Annotated in this window: 12 protein-coding genes; 7 read left to right on the top strand and 5 right to left on the bottom strand. The window is 60.6% G+C overall.

The window, feature by feature from the left end:
* Both GOQ28_RS05050 and ampC read left to right on the top strand, forming a co-directional pair.
* The coding region (locus tag GOQ28_RS05050) for an autotransporter outer membrane beta-barrel domain-containing protein (protein ID WP_160355684.1) at window positions 1-2,515 on the top strand (2,515 nt) is incomplete at its 5' end.
* A 45-nt stretch (window positions 2,516-2,560) separates the two neighbouring features.
* Window positions 2,561-3,730, top strand: a complete 1,170-nt coding sequence (gene ampC / locus GOQ28_RS05045; RefSeq protein ID WP_160355683.1) for a class C beta-lactamase — start codon at window positions 2,561-2,563, stop codon at window positions 3,728-3,730.
* Here the strand turns inward: ampC and GOQ28_RS05040 are convergent.
* Both GOQ28_RS05040 and GOQ28_RS05035 read right to left on the bottom strand, forming a co-directional pair.
* Window positions 3,725-3,913: a DUF3008 family protein gene (locus tag GOQ28_RS05040; protein WP_160355691.1), complete on the bottom strand. Its 189-nt coding sequence runs from the start codon at window positions 3,911-3,913 to the stop codon at window positions 3,725-3,727. The genes ampC and GOQ28_RS05040 overlap by 6 nt on opposite strands.
* 66 nt (window positions 3,914-3,979) lie before the next feature.
* Window positions 3,980-4,288, bottom strand: a complete 309-nt coding sequence (locus GOQ28_RS05035) for a hypothetical protein (protein WP_160355682.1) — start codon at window positions 4,286-4,288, stop codon at window positions 3,980-3,982.
* Window positions 4,289-4,442: 154 nt separating this feature from the next.
* Between GOQ28_RS05035 and GOQ28_RS05030 the strand changes: the two genes are divergently transcribed.
* The 3 genes from GOQ28_RS05030 to GOQ28_RS05020 all read left to right on the top strand — a co-directional run bounded on the left by GOQ28_RS05030 (window position 4,443) and on the right by GOQ28_RS05020 (window position 8,497).
* Entirely contained in the window at window positions 4,443-4,886 is a 444-nt protein-coding gene (locus tag GOQ28_RS05030; protein WP_160355681.1) for a DUF2231 domain-containing protein, read from the top strand.
* Window positions 4,883-6,229, top strand: a complete 1,347-nt coding sequence (locus GOQ28_RS05025) for a PQQ-dependent sugar dehydrogenase (RefSeq protein ID WP_160355680.1) — start codon at window positions 4,883-4,885, stop codon at window positions 6,227-6,229. The genes GOQ28_RS05030 and GOQ28_RS05025 overlap by 4 nt, the downstream gene beginning before the upstream one ends.
* 126 nt (window positions 6,230-6,355) lie before the next feature.
* Window positions 6,356-8,497, top strand: a complete 2,142-nt coding sequence (locus tag GOQ28_RS05020) for a TonB-dependent receptor (RefSeq protein WP_160355679.1) — start codon at window positions 6,356-6,358, stop codon at window positions 8,495-8,497.
* 8 nt (window positions 8,498-8,505) lie between these two features.
* Here GOQ28_RS05020 and rraA read toward each other — a convergent pair whose 3' ends face one another.
* From rraA to GOQ28_RS05005, 3 genes are all read right to left on the bottom strand, one after another.
* Window positions 8,506-9,051, bottom strand: coding sequence for a ribonuclease E activity regulator RraA (gene rraA / locus GOQ28_RS05015; protein ID WP_160355678.1), 546 nt, complete (start codon window positions 9,049-9,051; stop codon window positions 8,506-8,508).
* 86 nt (window positions 9,052-9,137) lie between these two features.
* Complete coding sequence (locus GOQ28_RS05010; RefSeq protein ID WP_160355677.1) at window positions 9,138-9,962, bottom strand: SAM-dependent methyltransferase; 825 nt, start codon at window positions 9,960-9,962, stop codon at window positions 9,138-9,140.
* 26 nt (window positions 9,963-9,988) lie between these two features.
* On the bottom strand, window positions 9,989-11,383 hold the full coding sequence (locus GOQ28_RS05005; RefSeq protein WP_160355676.1) for an APC family permease: 1,395 nt from the start codon (window positions 11,381-11,383) through the stop codon (window positions 9,989-9,991).
* Between the two features lie 371 nt (window positions 11,384-11,754).
* Between GOQ28_RS05005 and fdhF the strand changes: the two genes are divergently transcribed.
* Together fdhF and GOQ28_RS04995 are read left to right on the top strand one after the other, a co-directional pair.
* Entirely contained in the window at window positions 11,755-14,730 is a 2,976-nt protein-coding gene (gene fdhF, locus GOQ28_RS05000; RefSeq protein WP_160355675.1) for a formate dehydrogenase subunit alpha, read from the top strand.
* Complete coding sequence (locus GOQ28_RS04995; RefSeq protein WP_160355674.1) at window positions 14,730-15,212, top strand: DUF1641 domain-containing protein; 483 nt, start codon at window positions 14,730-14,732, stop codon at window positions 15,210-15,212. The genes fdhF and GOQ28_RS04995 overlap by 1 nt, the downstream gene beginning before the upstream one ends.
* Window position 15,213 lies beyond the last annotated feature (1 nt).

Raw genomic sequence — 15,213 nt, 5'->3', positions numbered from 1 at the left:
GGGTGGGGGCACGGGCGGCGCGGGTAACAGCAGTTCGAAGCTGCTGGAACAGGATAGCCACGCCATGCAGATTTCCGTCGGCGGCAATGGCGGCCTGTCCGGATCGGGCGGCGCGATAAACGCCAGTTTTGGCACGGCCACCACCACATCCGGTGATCGTGCTTATGGCCTGCTGGTGCAATCCATCGGCGCCGGCGGCGGCCTGGCCGGGGCTGGCCAATCCAGCAACCTGACGGCGGTGAACTTAGGGGGGCGTAACGGTGCCTCGGGCAATGGCGGCGCCGTTACGGTCAACTTGAATGCCGGCAGCACCATTACGACGGCCGGCGCGGGTGCCCATGCGTTGATCGCACAGTCTATCGGCGGCGGGGGTGGCATTGCCGGCGATACCGCCATGGGCGTGCAGCTAAACGGCGCGGACTGGATCCCCACGGGGGTGAACGCTGACGGAACGCCCGTGACCAGCGGCGACGGTGATGGCGGCGTGGTTGACGTGACATCCAACGCGAACCTCAGCACCACGGGCGCCAACGCATTCGGGATCTTGGCCCAGTCCATTGGCGGCGGTGGCGGGTTAGGCGGCTCTGCCAATGGGGGCTTTGCGGGCAGTACTGGCGCGGCCGATGGGCAGGGACGCGGACAAGACGTGACGGTGACTCAAAACGGCACGATCAAAGTGTCGGGTCAGGGCGCCACGGGCATCTTTGCGCAAAGCGCGGGTCCGCAGGGCTCGGGCACGATCACGGTGAACGTGAATGGCACCGTGATCGGTGGAACAGGTACCCAGGCGTACGGCGTATGGATCGCGGGTGATGGGCAGAATGTGCTGAATGTCGGGGCCGATGCGCAAATCGTCGCCGGCGATGGTGGCTCGGCGGTGCGTGGTGACGGCGCACCGGTACAGCAATCGACCGTCGCGATGGCAAAACGATCCAGCACGGGCGCGTTGGCCGTCAACAACGCGGGTCTAATCCAGGGCAACATCGAATGCCAAGGCGGCGGTATCGTCTGCGACGTGCGCAATATGCCCAGCGGTACCTTGAGCCATGCGACGCTTTACCAGGCCAATGTGGACAACGCGGGACGGCTGATCATCGGTACGCCGGGCAGCTTCGGGACGCTGACCATCGACGGTGAGCTGAACCTGCGTCCAGAAGGTTTCCTGCAGGCCGATGTGGATTTCGCGGCCGTGAAGGCGCCGCAGATGATCGTGCAAGGCAACGCGCGCTTAGACGGGCAAGTCGATGTGCGGCCGGTCACGTTGTTGCCTGATCGTGCCGTGACGCTCGCGACCGTGCAGGGGGACATTCAGGGTATGCCCAGCGCGCTGGATAGTCCGGTCGTGAACTACGACGCCCAATTGCAAGGCCAGCAATTGCGGGTCCGGGCGGCGAGCGCTGACTTTGCCGCGCCTTCGATGCAGTTGAAAGATAACCCTCGTGCGGTCGCGGGCCATTTGCAGAGTGCGTGGGATCTCGGGGGCAACCCGCAACTCGCGCCCTTGTTTGCATCGTTGGATATGGCATCGCGTCAGGGCTCGGATGCCTATGCGGGCCAGCTTTCCGACTTGTCCCCAGGAGCGGCTGTTGCGCCCGCGGCGCAGATGCAAGCCAGCATGGCGCGCTTTAACAATGCCATGATGTCTTGTCCCAAAGATCAGATCGATGATCCATTGTCGGGCGAGCAGGACTGCGTGTGGGGACAAGTCACCAGCTTCCGTATTGATCAGGATGGCTCGGGCGGGGTGGCCGGCTTCAAATACGATGGCATCAATTATCAAGTCGGCGGACAGCGTCAGGTGAGCCCGGGCTGGTTTCTCGGTGGCTCGGTTGCCTATCAGAATACCCACTTGCGCGGCGACGATGGCCGCGTGAGCGGCAAGGGCGATAGCGGCTACGCAGGCGTGGTGCTCAAGCGCGAGACAGGGCCTTGGACCTTTTCAGCCGCTTTGAGCGGAGGCTATGGCCAGTTCGACATCGACCGCCGGATCCGCATTCCGGGGCAAAGCAGTACCGCAAGCTCCAACCTCGATGTGTATGGCGCGGGCTTGCGTCTGCGAGCGGCGCGCACCTTTGCATCAGAGCAGTTTTATGTGAAGCCCTATGTCGACTTGGACGCCTTCTATACCCATATGCCGCGCTATCGTGAATCGAGCAATAACTTGCACCTTGATGTGGATAGCAGTAACGAGTTCATCGTGGGCTTGTCGCCCACGCTGGAGGCGGGCGCGAAGCTGCCGTTGAACAACGGTGCGGTGCTGCGCCCGTTCGCCTATGCGGGCGTGACGTTTCTTTCGAAGGATGAATACACCGCCAAAGCGCGGCTGCAGGGTGCTCCCGCGGGCGCGAGCGCATTCAAGACCTCGGTGCCGATGGATGACGTGATTGGCCGGGTAGGGGCAGGTCTGCAGGTCACCAATGCGGGCGGCGTGGATTTTCGCTTGCAGTATGACGGAGATTTTTCTTCCCACATTCAGAGTCATCGAGCGTCGTTACGGGTGATGGTACCGTTTTGACGGCCGTGCGATCATCATGCGTCGGACAGTAGCAGGAGTACATGGATGAAACGACGCACGCTGCTTAATGCGGGCGCGCTGGCTGCGGGAACGCTGCTCGTGCCAGGCGTTGTCAAGGCGGCGGCCGCAGAGCCAGACGCGGACTTGATGACGATGGTGCGTGGGGAAGCTCGCCGGCTGATGAAAACGCACGCCATTCCCGGGATGGCGGTGGCGGTGACATACCAAGGCCGCCACGTCTTTATCAACGAAGGCGTGGCGTCAATGGAAAGCCGCCAGCCCGTCACGGAAAGCACTCTTTTTGAAGTAGGTTCCATCAGCAAAACATATACGGGCCTGCTGGGCGGATACGCGCTGGCGCATCGCTCGATCGCGCTCTCCGATGTGGCGAGCAAGTATCTGGAGGACCTGTCAGGTAGCGCTTTGGGCGATGCCAGCCTGCTGGCGCTGGCGACCTATACCGCCGGGGGGCTGCCTTTGCAGTTTCCGCCCGAGGTCACGGATTACCCGAGCATGCTCGCTTACTTTCAACGTTGGACGCCGCAATATCCCGCGGGCACCCAACGGCGCTATTCAAACCCCAGCATCGGTTTGTTTGGTTTGCTTGTGGCTAACAGCATGCGAGAGCCTTTCCAGCGGCTCATCCATGTGTTACTGGAGCGCTTGGACCTGAAGCAGACCTTCATCAGTGTGCCTCCGGAGAAGATGCAGGACTATGCGTACGGTTATACCAAGGACGGCGCTCCCATACGGGTGTCGCCGGGCATGCTCGATGCCCAGGCATATGGCATCAAGACCTGCGCAGCGGACTTGATTCGTTTCGTGAACGCGCATATGCAACGCGGCCGGCTCGATCCGATGTTGCGCCTTGCCATGAATACAAGCTTATCTGGTTACTATCAGGTAGGTCCCATGAGGCAAGGGCTAGGCTGGGAGAGTTATGAATGGCCGATCTCCATAGACCGCCTGCTCGATGGCAACTCTACTCAGATGGCGCTGCACACCAATCCTGCGGTCAGCCTTCACCCGGCTCTTTCGCCAGACAAGCCGATGTACACCAACAAATCGGGCTCCACCAACGGTTTCGGCGCTTACGTCGCGTTTATTCCGCATCACCAGGTGGGTATTGCGATGCTGGCGAACAAGAATTTTCCCATTCCGGCACGGGTGGAAAGTGCGTTCAGGATACTCGGCTCCCTGCCGGTGTCGCTATGAATCGTGCTTGTGTTCAGGTTTACCCCGCGTAGATCCAGAGGCCATTTTTTCCAACTCCTTTTTGTCCATCGATTCATACATGGACTTTGAGGCTCCTTTCAATTCGCTCTTTTTCTGTTCACCGCGCTTGGCGGATAACGCCGCGCCCGCGGCGCGTTGTTGGGCTTGAGACTTAGCAGGCATCATCGCCTCCATGAATAGAACTCTGTAAATGATCCGCCGGCAAGGTACGTGCCTGGCGCTGAACCCTTAGCTCTCCCCACCCGGCGGTGTACGCCCACCTTTGCGGCCCGGATCATCCCGACCTGTGTCGGGCGGCGTGAAATTGCCCTCGCGGGAGATTCCACCATTGCGCGCCGCTTCGTCGGCGGCATCGGTGCCGCGATCGAAGGCCGGGCGATCGCCGCCCTGAGCGCGAGGCGGATGGTCCATGTCCGGCCGCGCTGTTTCTTCATCCGAAGTATGTCGAGGACGCGGTGCTCCGCGATTCGGGTCGGGATGAGCGGGACGACCTTCGCGGTTCGCGGCGGGGACGGCAGGTTTAATCGGATCGGTCATGGTAAATCTCCATCAACGCGGGTACGTGCTACCCGCGATGTCGCGCTGCAAGTGCTGTTCCCATCGAACCTGATGACGCCTTTAACCACTTCGGCCAGGCGCGATTCTTGCGGCATTCCCCGCCGTCATCCGTACGACTCCAAAGGGGATACCCGTGACTGTCATTGTTGAACCCCGGTACGCTCCGACCGTACATCCCCTGCATGGTGTGTTGTTGGCGGGGGCGCTGGCTCTGTTTCTCGGAACGCTGCTTTCCGATGTCGCTTATGCCAAAACCTTCGAGATCCAGTGGAAAAATTTCTCGTCCTGGATGCTTGCTGGCGCGCTGCTGTTTAGTGGGATTGCGTTAGTTTGCGCAATCGTGGGCATTTTCCGGCCCATCCAGCGTGCCCGGGGCTTCGTGCCCTATGCCATCGTGCTGTTGGTTACCTGGATAGTCGGCTTTCTGAATGCCCTGATGCATGCGCGCGACGCCTGGGCCAGCCTGCCAACAGGGCTCGTGATGTCGGTTATCACGTTTGTGCTGGCGTGCATTGCCACGTGGCTAGGGTTTCGCACGCCACACGTTGTACGCACTACGTATAGGGGCTCCGTATGAAATACCTACGTTCGCTCGCCGCCATACCCTTGATGACTGCAGCGGGTATCTGCGGCGCACAATCGGGATCGGCCCAGGTGGGGCCCGATCCGCAACTCCCTAAGCCCGAGCGTGGATTGCTGCCCGATATGGTGATCGCGGAACCGACGGAATGGGGCGACAAAATGCCCACCGTCCCGGAAGGATTCACCATCACCGCGATCGCCAAGGATTTGCAGATCCCTCGCCAGACTTTGTTGCTGCCCAATGGCGACATTCTGGTGGCCGAAGGGCGGGGTGGCAACGCGGCCAAAATCACGCCCAAGGACGTGATCGCCGGGATTATCAAAGCCAAAGGCACTAGCCCGGTAAAGGGTGGCAACCGTCTGACGTTATTGAGAGATCCCGAGGGCGATGGAACGTACGAACAATCCGTCTTCGCCGAAGGATTGAATGCCCCGTATGGCCTCGCGCTGATCGGCAACAACCTTTACGTCGCCAATCAGGACGCTGTCGTTCGCTTTGGTTACCAGCCCGGGCAGACTCGAGCCAGTGGGCCACCGGAAACCGTGACGCCCCTGCCATCGGAGATCAACCATCACTGGACCAAGGCCATGACGGCCAGTGCCGATGGCCAATATCTGTATGTCGGTATCGGTTCGAATAGCAACATCACCGAGCGCGGCATGACCGCCGAGGCCGACCGTGCACGGGTCTGGCGTATTAATGCGCAGACCGGCGAAACGAAGACCTTTGCCACCGGGCTGCGCAATCCCACGGCGTTGGCGATAAACCCGCAGACGCAGCAATTGTGGGCGGTCGTCAATGAACGCGATGAGATCGGTTCAGATCTGGTCCCAGACTATCTGACTTCGGTGAAGGAAGGCGCCTTCTACGGGTGGCCATACAGCTACTGGGGACAGAATGTCGACGAGCGGGTGCGGCCTCAGAACCCGGACAAAGTCGCTTCGGCAATTAAGCCGGATTACGCGCTCGGGTCGCATGTTGCCGCGCTGGGTGTGGCATTTTCCAATGAATCGATGGGGGCCGAATTTGCCAATGGAGCGTTCGTCGGCGAACACGGTAGCTGGAACCGGCGCGAACCGGCTGGCTATAAGGTCGTGTTCGTACCGTTTACCGACGGGCGTCCCTCTGGGCCACCGCAGGATTTCGTGGCCGGCTTTCGCGATAGCGATGGTAAAACCAGAGGCCGCCCCGTTGGCGTGACGGTCGATCCGCGCGGGGCACTGATCGTGGCCGACGACTTATCGAATACGGTTTGGCGCGTGACGCCTACACAGGGATCGCAGGCCGCACAGCCCGATGCGACGACAGAACCCACGGCGTTGGCGCAGCTGAGATAGCGTCACCCGCATCGCAGCGCCTGGTTCGGTTGGTACCCGGCGCTCGGGCCGCTTACGATGGAGTCCAGAGACAGATTCCCGAGCGGCCCAATTCACAGTCCGCCTGACTAACCCGATAGCGCCTCAATGACCCTGCACCGAGCCCGCTTTATCCGCAAGCCCCCTCGTACACTGCTCACATTATGCGGACTCCTGTTGCCATTGATCGAAAGCGCAGCGCAGACTGCGGTGCAGGAGGCGGAAGTTCCCACCTTAGCGCCGGTCATTGTCACTAGCATCCATTACAGCGCAGCCTTGCTCGACATTCCCGCGTCGGTCAGCGTGGTCGATGGAGAACGCCTGCGGTTCGATTCACCCGGCATCGATCTGGCCGAAGGACTGGGTGGCGTGCCTGGACTGCAGATACAGGACCGCTGGAATTACGCGCAGGACTTGCAGTTATCCATCCGGGGTTTCGGCGCGCGTTCCACGTTCGGCGTGCGTGGGGTGCGTTTGTATGTCGACGGCATACCCGCCACTATGCCAGACGGCCAGGGACAGACGTCTAACATCGACATTGCGTCGGTGGAGCGCATAGAGGTATTGCGCGGCCCGTTCTCGGCGCTGTATGGCAACTCCGCGGGTGGCGTCGTACAAGTATTCACCGAAGAAGGCGAAGCACCACCGCGACTTCAGGCGAAGGCATCCGCCGGTAGCTACGGCACCTACAGCTATGGCCTCAAAGCCAGCGGCGCAAAGGGCGATTTTGACTATGTGCTGAGCGTCAATCGATTGACCACCGATGGCTATCGCGAACACAGTGCTGCGCGCAAGAATCTGGGCAATGCCAAACTTGGCCTGCAACTAGACGATAACAGCCGATTAACCGTGATCGTCAATAGCGTCGACGTGAAAGCACAAGATCCACTGGGCCTGACGCGCGCCCAGTATGAAGACGATCCGCGACAGGCCACGCCTCAGGCCAGCCAGTACAACACGCGCAAGACGGTACGGCAGACCCAAGGCGGGCTGCTGTATGAGCGGCAGATCGATGCCGACAATGAGTTGCGCGCGATGGTGTACTTTGGGCAGCGCGATATGACGCAGTACCTGTCGATACCTCCCGCCGCGCAGTTGAATCCGGGCCACGCGGGCGGTGTCATCGGCTTGAAGCGTCAATACGGCGGGCTGGATCTGCGCTGGACCACGCGTTCGCAGCTGGCCGGGCAGCCCTTAACCCTGGTGGCGGGCCTGGGCTACGACAGTCTGCATGAAGACCGCAAGGGATATGAGAACTTTACCGGCCCGCCTTTTGCGCCCACTGACTTAGGGGTAAAAGGGCGACTGCGCCGCGACGAAACCAATCGCGTCTACAACATTGATCCTTATGTGCAGGCCTCATGGAATTTCGCGCCGCGCTGGACACTGGACGCGGGTCTGCGATATAGCACCGTCAAATTCGACTCCGACGATCATTACCTGTCTGACGGCAATGCGGACGATAGCGGTAGCGCACGATATCGCAGAGCATTACCGGTGACATCGCTGCGTTATGCGCTGACGCCATCCAGTTCGCTCTACGCCTCCTATGGGCAGGGCTTCGAAACCCCTACGACGAACGAAGTGTCCTATCGGCCTGACGGACGGGCAGGGTTAAATCTCGGCTTGAAGCCCGCCATTAGCGATAACTACGAGATCGGCTACAAATCCGAAGCCGGTCAAGGGTTGTTTTCACTCGCGATTTTTCATACCGAAACCCGCAACGAGATCGTGGCCGCGGAAAACTTTAACGGACGTACCTCCTATCGCAATGCCGGGCGCACGCGCCGCAGCGGCATCGAGGCCGCCTGGAGCGGACGCGTCGCATCTGATTGGCGTGCCGACCTGGCCTATACGTGGATCAACGCACGCTATCGCGATAACGTCAGCGACTCTGGAATCCGCTCGGGGAATCGGATCCCCGGCATAGCGCAACACATGTTGTATGGCGCGCTGGCCTGGGCGCCCGAGCAAGGCTGGCGTGCTGGCGTAGAAGGGCGCTTCATGGGCAAGGTATATGTGGATGACGCCAATAGCGATTCCGCGGCCGGCTACTTCGTGGCGTCACTCTCGACAGGCTACCGATGGCAGCACCGCGCCTGGACGTGGGACGCCTACGCACGCGTCGACAACCTCTTTAATCGCGAATATATCGGATCGGTGATCGTCAATGATGGCAACGGACGGTATTTCGAGCCCGCAGCCGGTCGCAACTGGAGCGCGGGCTTGGTGGCGTCGTACGCGTTCTGATCGGGAGCTCAAGCCGCCGTATGCCGCCGCGCCAGCACGATCACACCGTCTTCGTCGGCGTACAGCCATTCCCCCGACTTCACCCTATGTCCATGGATCGTCACCTGAGGAGCCGCAGCGGCTGGCGGCATTTCGGCAGCGCGCGTCGGTATAGAACCCAAGGCATGAACCCCCACGGGCATGCGTGCCAATATCCGGGTGTCACGCACATAACCGTGTATCACGATGCCGCTCCAGCCGTTTTGTACCGCCATGGCCGCCATGCGGTCGCCCAGGATGGCTTGGGTGGGGCTGCCTTGCGCATCAACCAGCAACACCCGATTGTTTCCCGGTTGCGATAGCAAAGGCGCCAGGGACATCGCGCCTCCAGGCCGGGGCGCATCCACTGTGACAATTTCCCCGAAATACCAGCTGCGACCGCCATACGTTCGGTACGCCGGCGGCAGTATCCGCAGCTCAAGCGTGGGATCGTTCAACGCCAGATCGCACAAATCGGCCGTGCACCAGGTGGTATCGGGCGCGTTGTCGTAGCTAGGAGGAACGAAAGTGGTCATGGGCAGTATCCGGCGTCGAAAGGCCGGCCCGCGCCGGCTGGGGAGAGATTGTCCTTGCACGCGGGTCCTGTGGCAAGCACCGTGGTCTAACTCGCGCGTTGCGCCGTCCAGGTGCCCTGACCTTGCACACTGCCTTGCATCTTATCGCCCGAGACTTTGCCGGTGTAGGTTTGGCCTCCCACCGCGAACTGAATTTCGTCCCCCGTCAAACGGCCGTTGCTAATGGGTAGCTCGTTGCCGTTGTCGCGCATCGCGCCCTCTAGCATTTGGTATTTCTGTCGCAACACCAACTCCTTGCCATCCATATTCCAAGTGCCCGCGACCTTGGCCGGCACGATCCATTTATACGCGCTGCAGTAGGCCGAGCAGTCTTTTACTGCGCGCGCCGTCTCGTCGGGTTCCCAATCGTCCATAGTGAAAGAGTTCGACAAAATGCGCGTGCCCGGCTTCATATCGAGTAGCGTGGGGCGCAGCTTGACGTTCAAACTGGGCAACAAGAACATTGTCACCACGGTGGCTTCGGAGAAGTCGGTTTTGAAAATGTCGCCTTCCTCGAATACCGCTTTATCCTCTACACCAGCGTCGCGGGCAGCCTGCTTGGCCAGCACCACCATGTCCGGGTTGAATTCGATCCCGCGCGACGGGATGCCGCGTTGCGCCGCCGTGATGACCGTGCGCCCATCACCGGAACCCAGATCGACAAGCCGGTCCTGCGGTGTCAGCTGCGCCATGTCCAGCATGCGGTCGACCAGCGCCTGCGGGGTCGGTACCCAGACCACATCTTTGCCGGCCTGGCCAACCGTGGGCTGGTACTTATTCGTCGCCGAGGCAGCCTGCTGACCCCAGGCACTGCCCTGCAAGGCAAAGATCGACACGACTACGGCTGCTAAAGAGTGCTGCATCGCTTTCATGGACTTTCTCCAGGCTTGGGAGGGCTTCAGGTGGAAACGTCATCGCGTAACGCTGCCGCGACTATCGGCGCGTCGGCTTTCTTGCGCAACAGCAAAATGGGCAAGCCCGCGGCCAGCACGGCCAGTCCCGCCAGCCCCGCGACACCGGTATACATGACGCTCGCGTGCAGCATGTAGGCGCAAGTCAGGCAGAACAGGATGGGCGTGACCGGGTAGAGCGGCACACGGTATGGAGGTCTACGGTCGGGATAACGCCAACGCATGACGAAAACCGCCACGCCCACGAGCAGCAAAAACCCCCAGAACACTGGCGCCGTATAGTCGACCATTGCCTTGAATCCATCTCGCGTGATGGCGCCCATCGCAATCAGCGCCAAGGTGATGACGCCCTGCGTGATGTGGCCATTGGCTGGTGTCTTTCCCCGACCATCCCAAACGCCAACCCAGCGCAACGCGGGCAGGTCTTGCGCCATCGCATAAAACACGCGAGAGCCGGTGAAGATCGTGGCATTCAGCGTGGAGACGGCGGCCACCACCACCGCGAGCGTGACTATCGTTTCGCCCGATGGGCCCGCGACTACGCGCATCATGTCAGCCGCCACGGCTTCCGATGTGCGCAGGCCTTCCAACCCCAATATCGACAACAGCGCCAGGTTCGCCAGGGTGTACAGAGCGATCAGGATGAACGATCCCAGCGCCAGCACTTTCGGGATATTACGTCGCGCGTCTTTCAGCTCGCCGGTCAGATAGGCCGCTTCATTCCAGCCTCCATACGTCAGCAATACGAAAATCATCGCGGTGCCTAGCGCAGCAGTCTCCACGGGCAACGTAGGGGCGGGGGCAACGGGCGCCGTCGCGCTACCGAAAAACCCAAACAGAATCACCGCAGCCAGCGCGCCGATCTCGATGAAGGTGACGAGCACCTGCAGCGTCTTGCTTTGCGTCGTCCCAATGATGTTTACGCCGGTAAAGAACAACACCGACAGCGCGGCATAGATCGCCGAGCTATAGGCACCCAGCGGCAAAATCTGGCTGATGTAGTCGCCCAACATGAACGCGACCGCCGCGATCGCGCCGGTTTGAATGACGGTGCAGCGCGCCCAGCCAAACAGCATGGCCACCGGCTTGCCATACGCGCGCGACAGAAAATGATATTCGCCGCCCGCATGCGGCTCCGCCGACGCCAGCTCGGCGTAGCACAGCGCACCCACCAGGGTAATGAGGCCCCCCGCAATCCATACCCCGATAAACGCCCATTCCGAGGCGACATTCGCCGCGACGATCGACGGGGTCTTGAAAATTCCCACCCCGACGACGAGCCCCACCATGATGACAATCGCATCGAATACGGACAACACGCCGGCCGGGCGGGCGGATGATTCGCTACGAGGGACTGCTGGCGTCGTAGATGCGTCGTTCATGGGTTCGACAGGCTCCGCACAATGTCAATGAAGCAAGGGCGATCCCGCGCGCAGTGACGACGAATTCTGTTCGTCGACCCTGAAGAGTATGCGCGGCATTCGTTGGCGTAAAAGGTCCAGCATCGCGATACGGCAGCGGCTCAGTCGGGCCGGGCACTCGAGGAGCCAAGCTGACAATAAGCTGACATTGTTGTCAGATTATCGACTTGTACGCAAGCGGGTTTTTGCATGCCCGGGCGCCTGGTTGCTATCGAAACTGACAATTCGCTTAAAGCAGGAATGCGAGTTGCTGACGTGGCCCGACGTAACGAAATCCACCGGAGCGGTCTGGCAGAACCCCCAGCGCACGCTCTCCACCTGAAGGAGGATTCATGGGCAGCGCGGCATCTTGCACCGTTTTCTACGATGGACGGCCGCTGACGGCGGTAACGGGTCAGCCCTTATTAGACGTGCTGGCCAAGCACGACATCGATCTCCCCCAAGTCTGTTATCACCCTACATTGGGCCCGCTACAGACCTGCGACGTCTGCTGGGTAGAGGTCGACGGCGAACTGCAGCGCGGTTGCGCCGTCGAGGCGCGCGACGGACTCCAGGTGGCCTCTCAGACGCACAACGCCACCGCGGCACGCGAAGAAGGCATGGACCGCTTGCTCGGCAAGCATGAACTTTATTGCACCGTCTGTGAAAACAATACTGGCGACTGTACGCTGCACAACACCGTCGCCGATATGGAAATCCCTATCCAGCGCTATGAATTCAAGCGCAAGCCGTACGAGAAAGACGAGAGCGGCGCCTTCTATACCTACGACCCGGACCAGTGCATCCTCTGCGGACGCTGCGTCGAAGTCTGCCAGAACGTCCAGGTCAACGAGACATTGACCATCGACTACAGCATGGAGCACCCGCGCGTGCTATGGGATGGCGGTCAGTCCATCGATCATTCCAGCTGCGTGAGCTGTGGCCAGTGCGTCACCGTCTGCCCCTGTAATGCTCTCCTGGAGAAATCCATGCAGCCGGACGCAGGCCCTTTCACCGCGCTGCCGCAATCGATCAAGCGTCCGATGATCGATATCGTGAAAAAACTCGAGCGCACCATCGGGGCACCGCCCGTCATGGCGCTGTCCAACATGGATATGGCGTGGCGCCAGCCCGAGATCAAGCGCACCAAAACCGTCTGCACCTATTGCGGAGTCGGATGCAGCTTTGAGATGTGGACCCGCGATCGCCACATCCTGAAGGTGCAGCCCATGCAAGAGGCGCCGGTCAACGGCGTGTCCACCTGCATAAAAGGCAAGTTTGCCTGGGATTTCGTCAACAGCGAAAAGCGCCTCACCACGCCGCTTATCCGCGAGAATGGCAAATTCCGCGAAGCCGGCTGGGACGAGGCCTTGGACCTCGTGGCGAACCGTCTGCTGAAAGACCGCGACCGTTATGGCCCGGACACGATAGGGTTTATCGGCTCGAGCAAGGCCAGTAACGAAGAGGCCTATCTGACCCAGAAAATCGCGCGCATGATCATTGGCACCAACAACGTCGATAACTCATCGCGTTATTGCCAAAATCCCGCTACCCTGGGTCTGTTTCGCACCGTGGGTTATGGTGGCGATGCCGGCACGATCGAGGATATCGGGCAAGCCGATCTGGTGGTGCTGGTGGGCAGCAATCTGGCCGAAAACCACCCCGTCATCGCCTCGCGCGTCAAGGCCGCGAAGAAGCGGCGCGGCCAGAAGCTCATCGTCGTGGACCCGCGTAAACACGAGATGGCCGAACGGGCCGATATTTTCATGCGTACCAAGATCAGTACCGATACGATCTGGGCGAGCGCATTCTCGCGCTATATGTTCGAGCACGGCTATGCCGATGAGGCATTTCTGCAAACCCGTGTCAACGGAGTCGAGGAATATCGACGCTCGTTAGCGCCCTTCACCATGGAATACGCGGCGGAAATGACCGATATTCCGCTCGCTACGCTCATTGAGGCGGCCGAAATGATAGGGCAGGCCAAGTCGGTATGCCTGCTGTGGGCCATGGGAATCACCCAGCATAGTCACGGCGCAGATACCAGCACCGCCTTATCGAACCTGTTACTCGTCACCGGCAACTATGGCCGACCGGGCACCGGCGGATACCCCATGCGCGGGCATAACAACGTGCAGGGCGCAAGCGACTTTGGATGCTTGAAAAATGTCTATCCCGGCTATGAAAAGGTCACCGACGAGGCCATCCGCGAAAAATGGGCGCGCGCCTGGGGCGTGCCCAAGGACAAGCTATCGCCAAACGTGGGCGCGGACAATTTCACCATGGTGCAGCAAGCCGATAGCGACAAAATCCGGGCCATGTATATCATCGGCGAGGAAACCGCGTTCTCGGACTCTCATAGCGAGAACGTCCATACCGGATTCGAAAAACTGGAATTCCTGGTCGTGCAGGATATTTTCCTTAGCCGCACCGCGCAGTTCGCTGACGTGGTGCTGCCCGGATGCCCGAGCGTCGAGAAAGACGGCACCTTTGTCAACACGGAGCGCCGTATCCAGCGCTTTTACGAAGTCATGCCGCCTCTGGGCAACAGCAGGCCCGATTGGTGGATATTGAAGGAGGTCGCGCGCCGCATGGGCCACGACTGGGGCTATGAGCACCCCTCGGAAATCATGGAAGAAGTCGCCGCCACGGCCGAGATATTTCGGGGCGTCAGTTATGAGCGTCTCGAAGCCTGGGGCTCTCAATGCTGGCCCGTCGGGCCCGACGGAACCGATACGCCTTTGCTTTACACCGACAAATTCCCCACCGAAGACGGCAAGGCCGCGCTTTACCCGATAACGTGGCAAGCTCCGGACGAGGCCGCCGACGCACACTACGACCTGATGCTGAACAACGGGCGCTTGCTGGAACACTTCCAGGGCACTAACCAAACCGGTCGTTCGCCCGGCATCGACAGACAACTGCCCAACTGGTTTGTCGAGGTCAGCCCGCAACTGGCCCAGGCACGCGGCATTCGCGATGGCACATGGCTGCGCGTCAGTTCGCGGCGCGGCAGCGTAGAGGTGCCCGCGCTGATCACCGATCGCGTGCATGGCAACGTGCTATTCATGCCCATTCATCAAGGCAAGCCGGGCCTGAATCTGCTGACGGGCGAACACCATGATCCAGACGTCAATACGCCCGCCTACAAAGAAACCGCGGTCAAGCTGGAGATTCTGGATCGCCCTGGCGCGGGTTCACCGCTGCCCGACTACAACTTCCGCTATGGTCGCCGTACGCCTATTTCGGGTGTCCCAGTGCAGCAGAAATGGGCGCAGCACGACTATGTCCCGCCGCCCGCCCACCTACCGCACCCGGAGAAACTCTGATGGCCGAACGTATCGATCACGATGTCAAACCCACACCGATCGGGCCGGATGCGCGCGAAGAGCTGGAGCGTCTGCTGCAAAGCTTGCATGAGCAGGGCATGCTGCGCTTTGCCAACGATGTGGTCAGCGCCAAATCGCCGGTACTAAAGGTCCTGCTCGATGGTTTGGGCAAGCAAGCCACCCTCAACGCGATCCAGAACTTGTCCATCCTCGGTATGGCGCTATCGCGCATCCCGCCCGAGGAATTTTATAAGCTTGTGTTTGGAATGAAGGACGCGCTGGCCGCTCTGAGTCGCTCGCCCACCGCCTCGGGCAAGGAGGAAGCCCCGGGCGTGACGGGTGTGTATCGCATGCTGAATGACGACGAATTGTGGGCCTCCCTCAGGCCGGCGCTGGACGCCGTGCAGGCCTTTTCGCGACGCATGGCCGAACCCGCGGACAAGCCGGTCACCCAGTTCACGGGCAAACAGACCGAAATGTGAT

It is taken from the genome of Bordetella sp. 02P26C-1 (assembly GCF_009763255.1).
Lineage (GTDB): Bacteria > Pseudomonadota > Gammaproteobacteria > Burkholderiales > Burkholderiaceae_B > Bordetella_A.
Note: the sequence above shows the minus strand (reverse complement) of the source record. Positions and strands in the feature narration are given on the sequence as shown.

What these genes read in the sequence shown, in the direction of transcription:
- ampC (WP_160355683.1), top strand. Translation starts at nt 2,561, where the DNA reads ATGAAACGACGCACGCTGCTTAATGCGGGCGCGCTGGCTGCGGGAACG.
- rraA (WP_160355678.1), bottom strand. Translation starts at nt 9,051, where the DNA reads ATGACCACTTTCGTTCCTCCTAGCTACGACAACGCGCCCGATACCACC.
- fdhF (WP_160355675.1), top strand. Translation starts at nt 11,755, where the DNA reads ATGGGCAGCGCGGCATCTTGCACCGTTTTCTACGATGGACGGCCGCTG.
- GOQ28_RS05010 (WP_160355677.1), bottom strand. Translation starts at nt 9,962, where the DNA reads ATGAAAGCGATGCAGCACTCTTTAGCAGCCGTAGTCGTGTCGATCTTT.
- GOQ28_RS05020 (WP_160355679.1), top strand. Translation starts at nt 6,356, where the DNA reads ATGACCCTGCACCGAGCCCGCTTTATCCGCAAGCCCCCTCGTACACTG.
- GOQ28_RS05035 (WP_160355682.1), bottom strand. Translation starts at nt 4,288, where the DNA reads ATGACCGATCCGATTAAACCTGCCGTCCCCGCCGCGAACCGCGAAGGT.
- GOQ28_RS05005 (WP_160355676.1), bottom strand. Translation starts at nt 11,383, where the DNA reads ATGAACGACGCATCTACGACGCCAGCAGTCCCTCGTAGCGAATCATCC.
- GOQ28_RS04995 (WP_160355674.1), top strand. Translation starts at nt 14,730, where the DNA reads ATGGCCGAACGTATCGATCACGATGTCAAACCCACACCGATCGGGCCG.
- GOQ28_RS05025 (WP_160355680.1), top strand. Translation starts at nt 4,883, where the DNA reads ATGAAATACCTACGTTCGCTCGCCGCCATACCCTTGATGACTGCAGCG.
- GOQ28_RS05040 (WP_160355691.1), bottom strand. Translation starts at nt 3,913, where the DNA reads ATGCCTGCTAAGTCTCAAGCCCAACAACGCGCCGCGGGCGCGGCGTTA.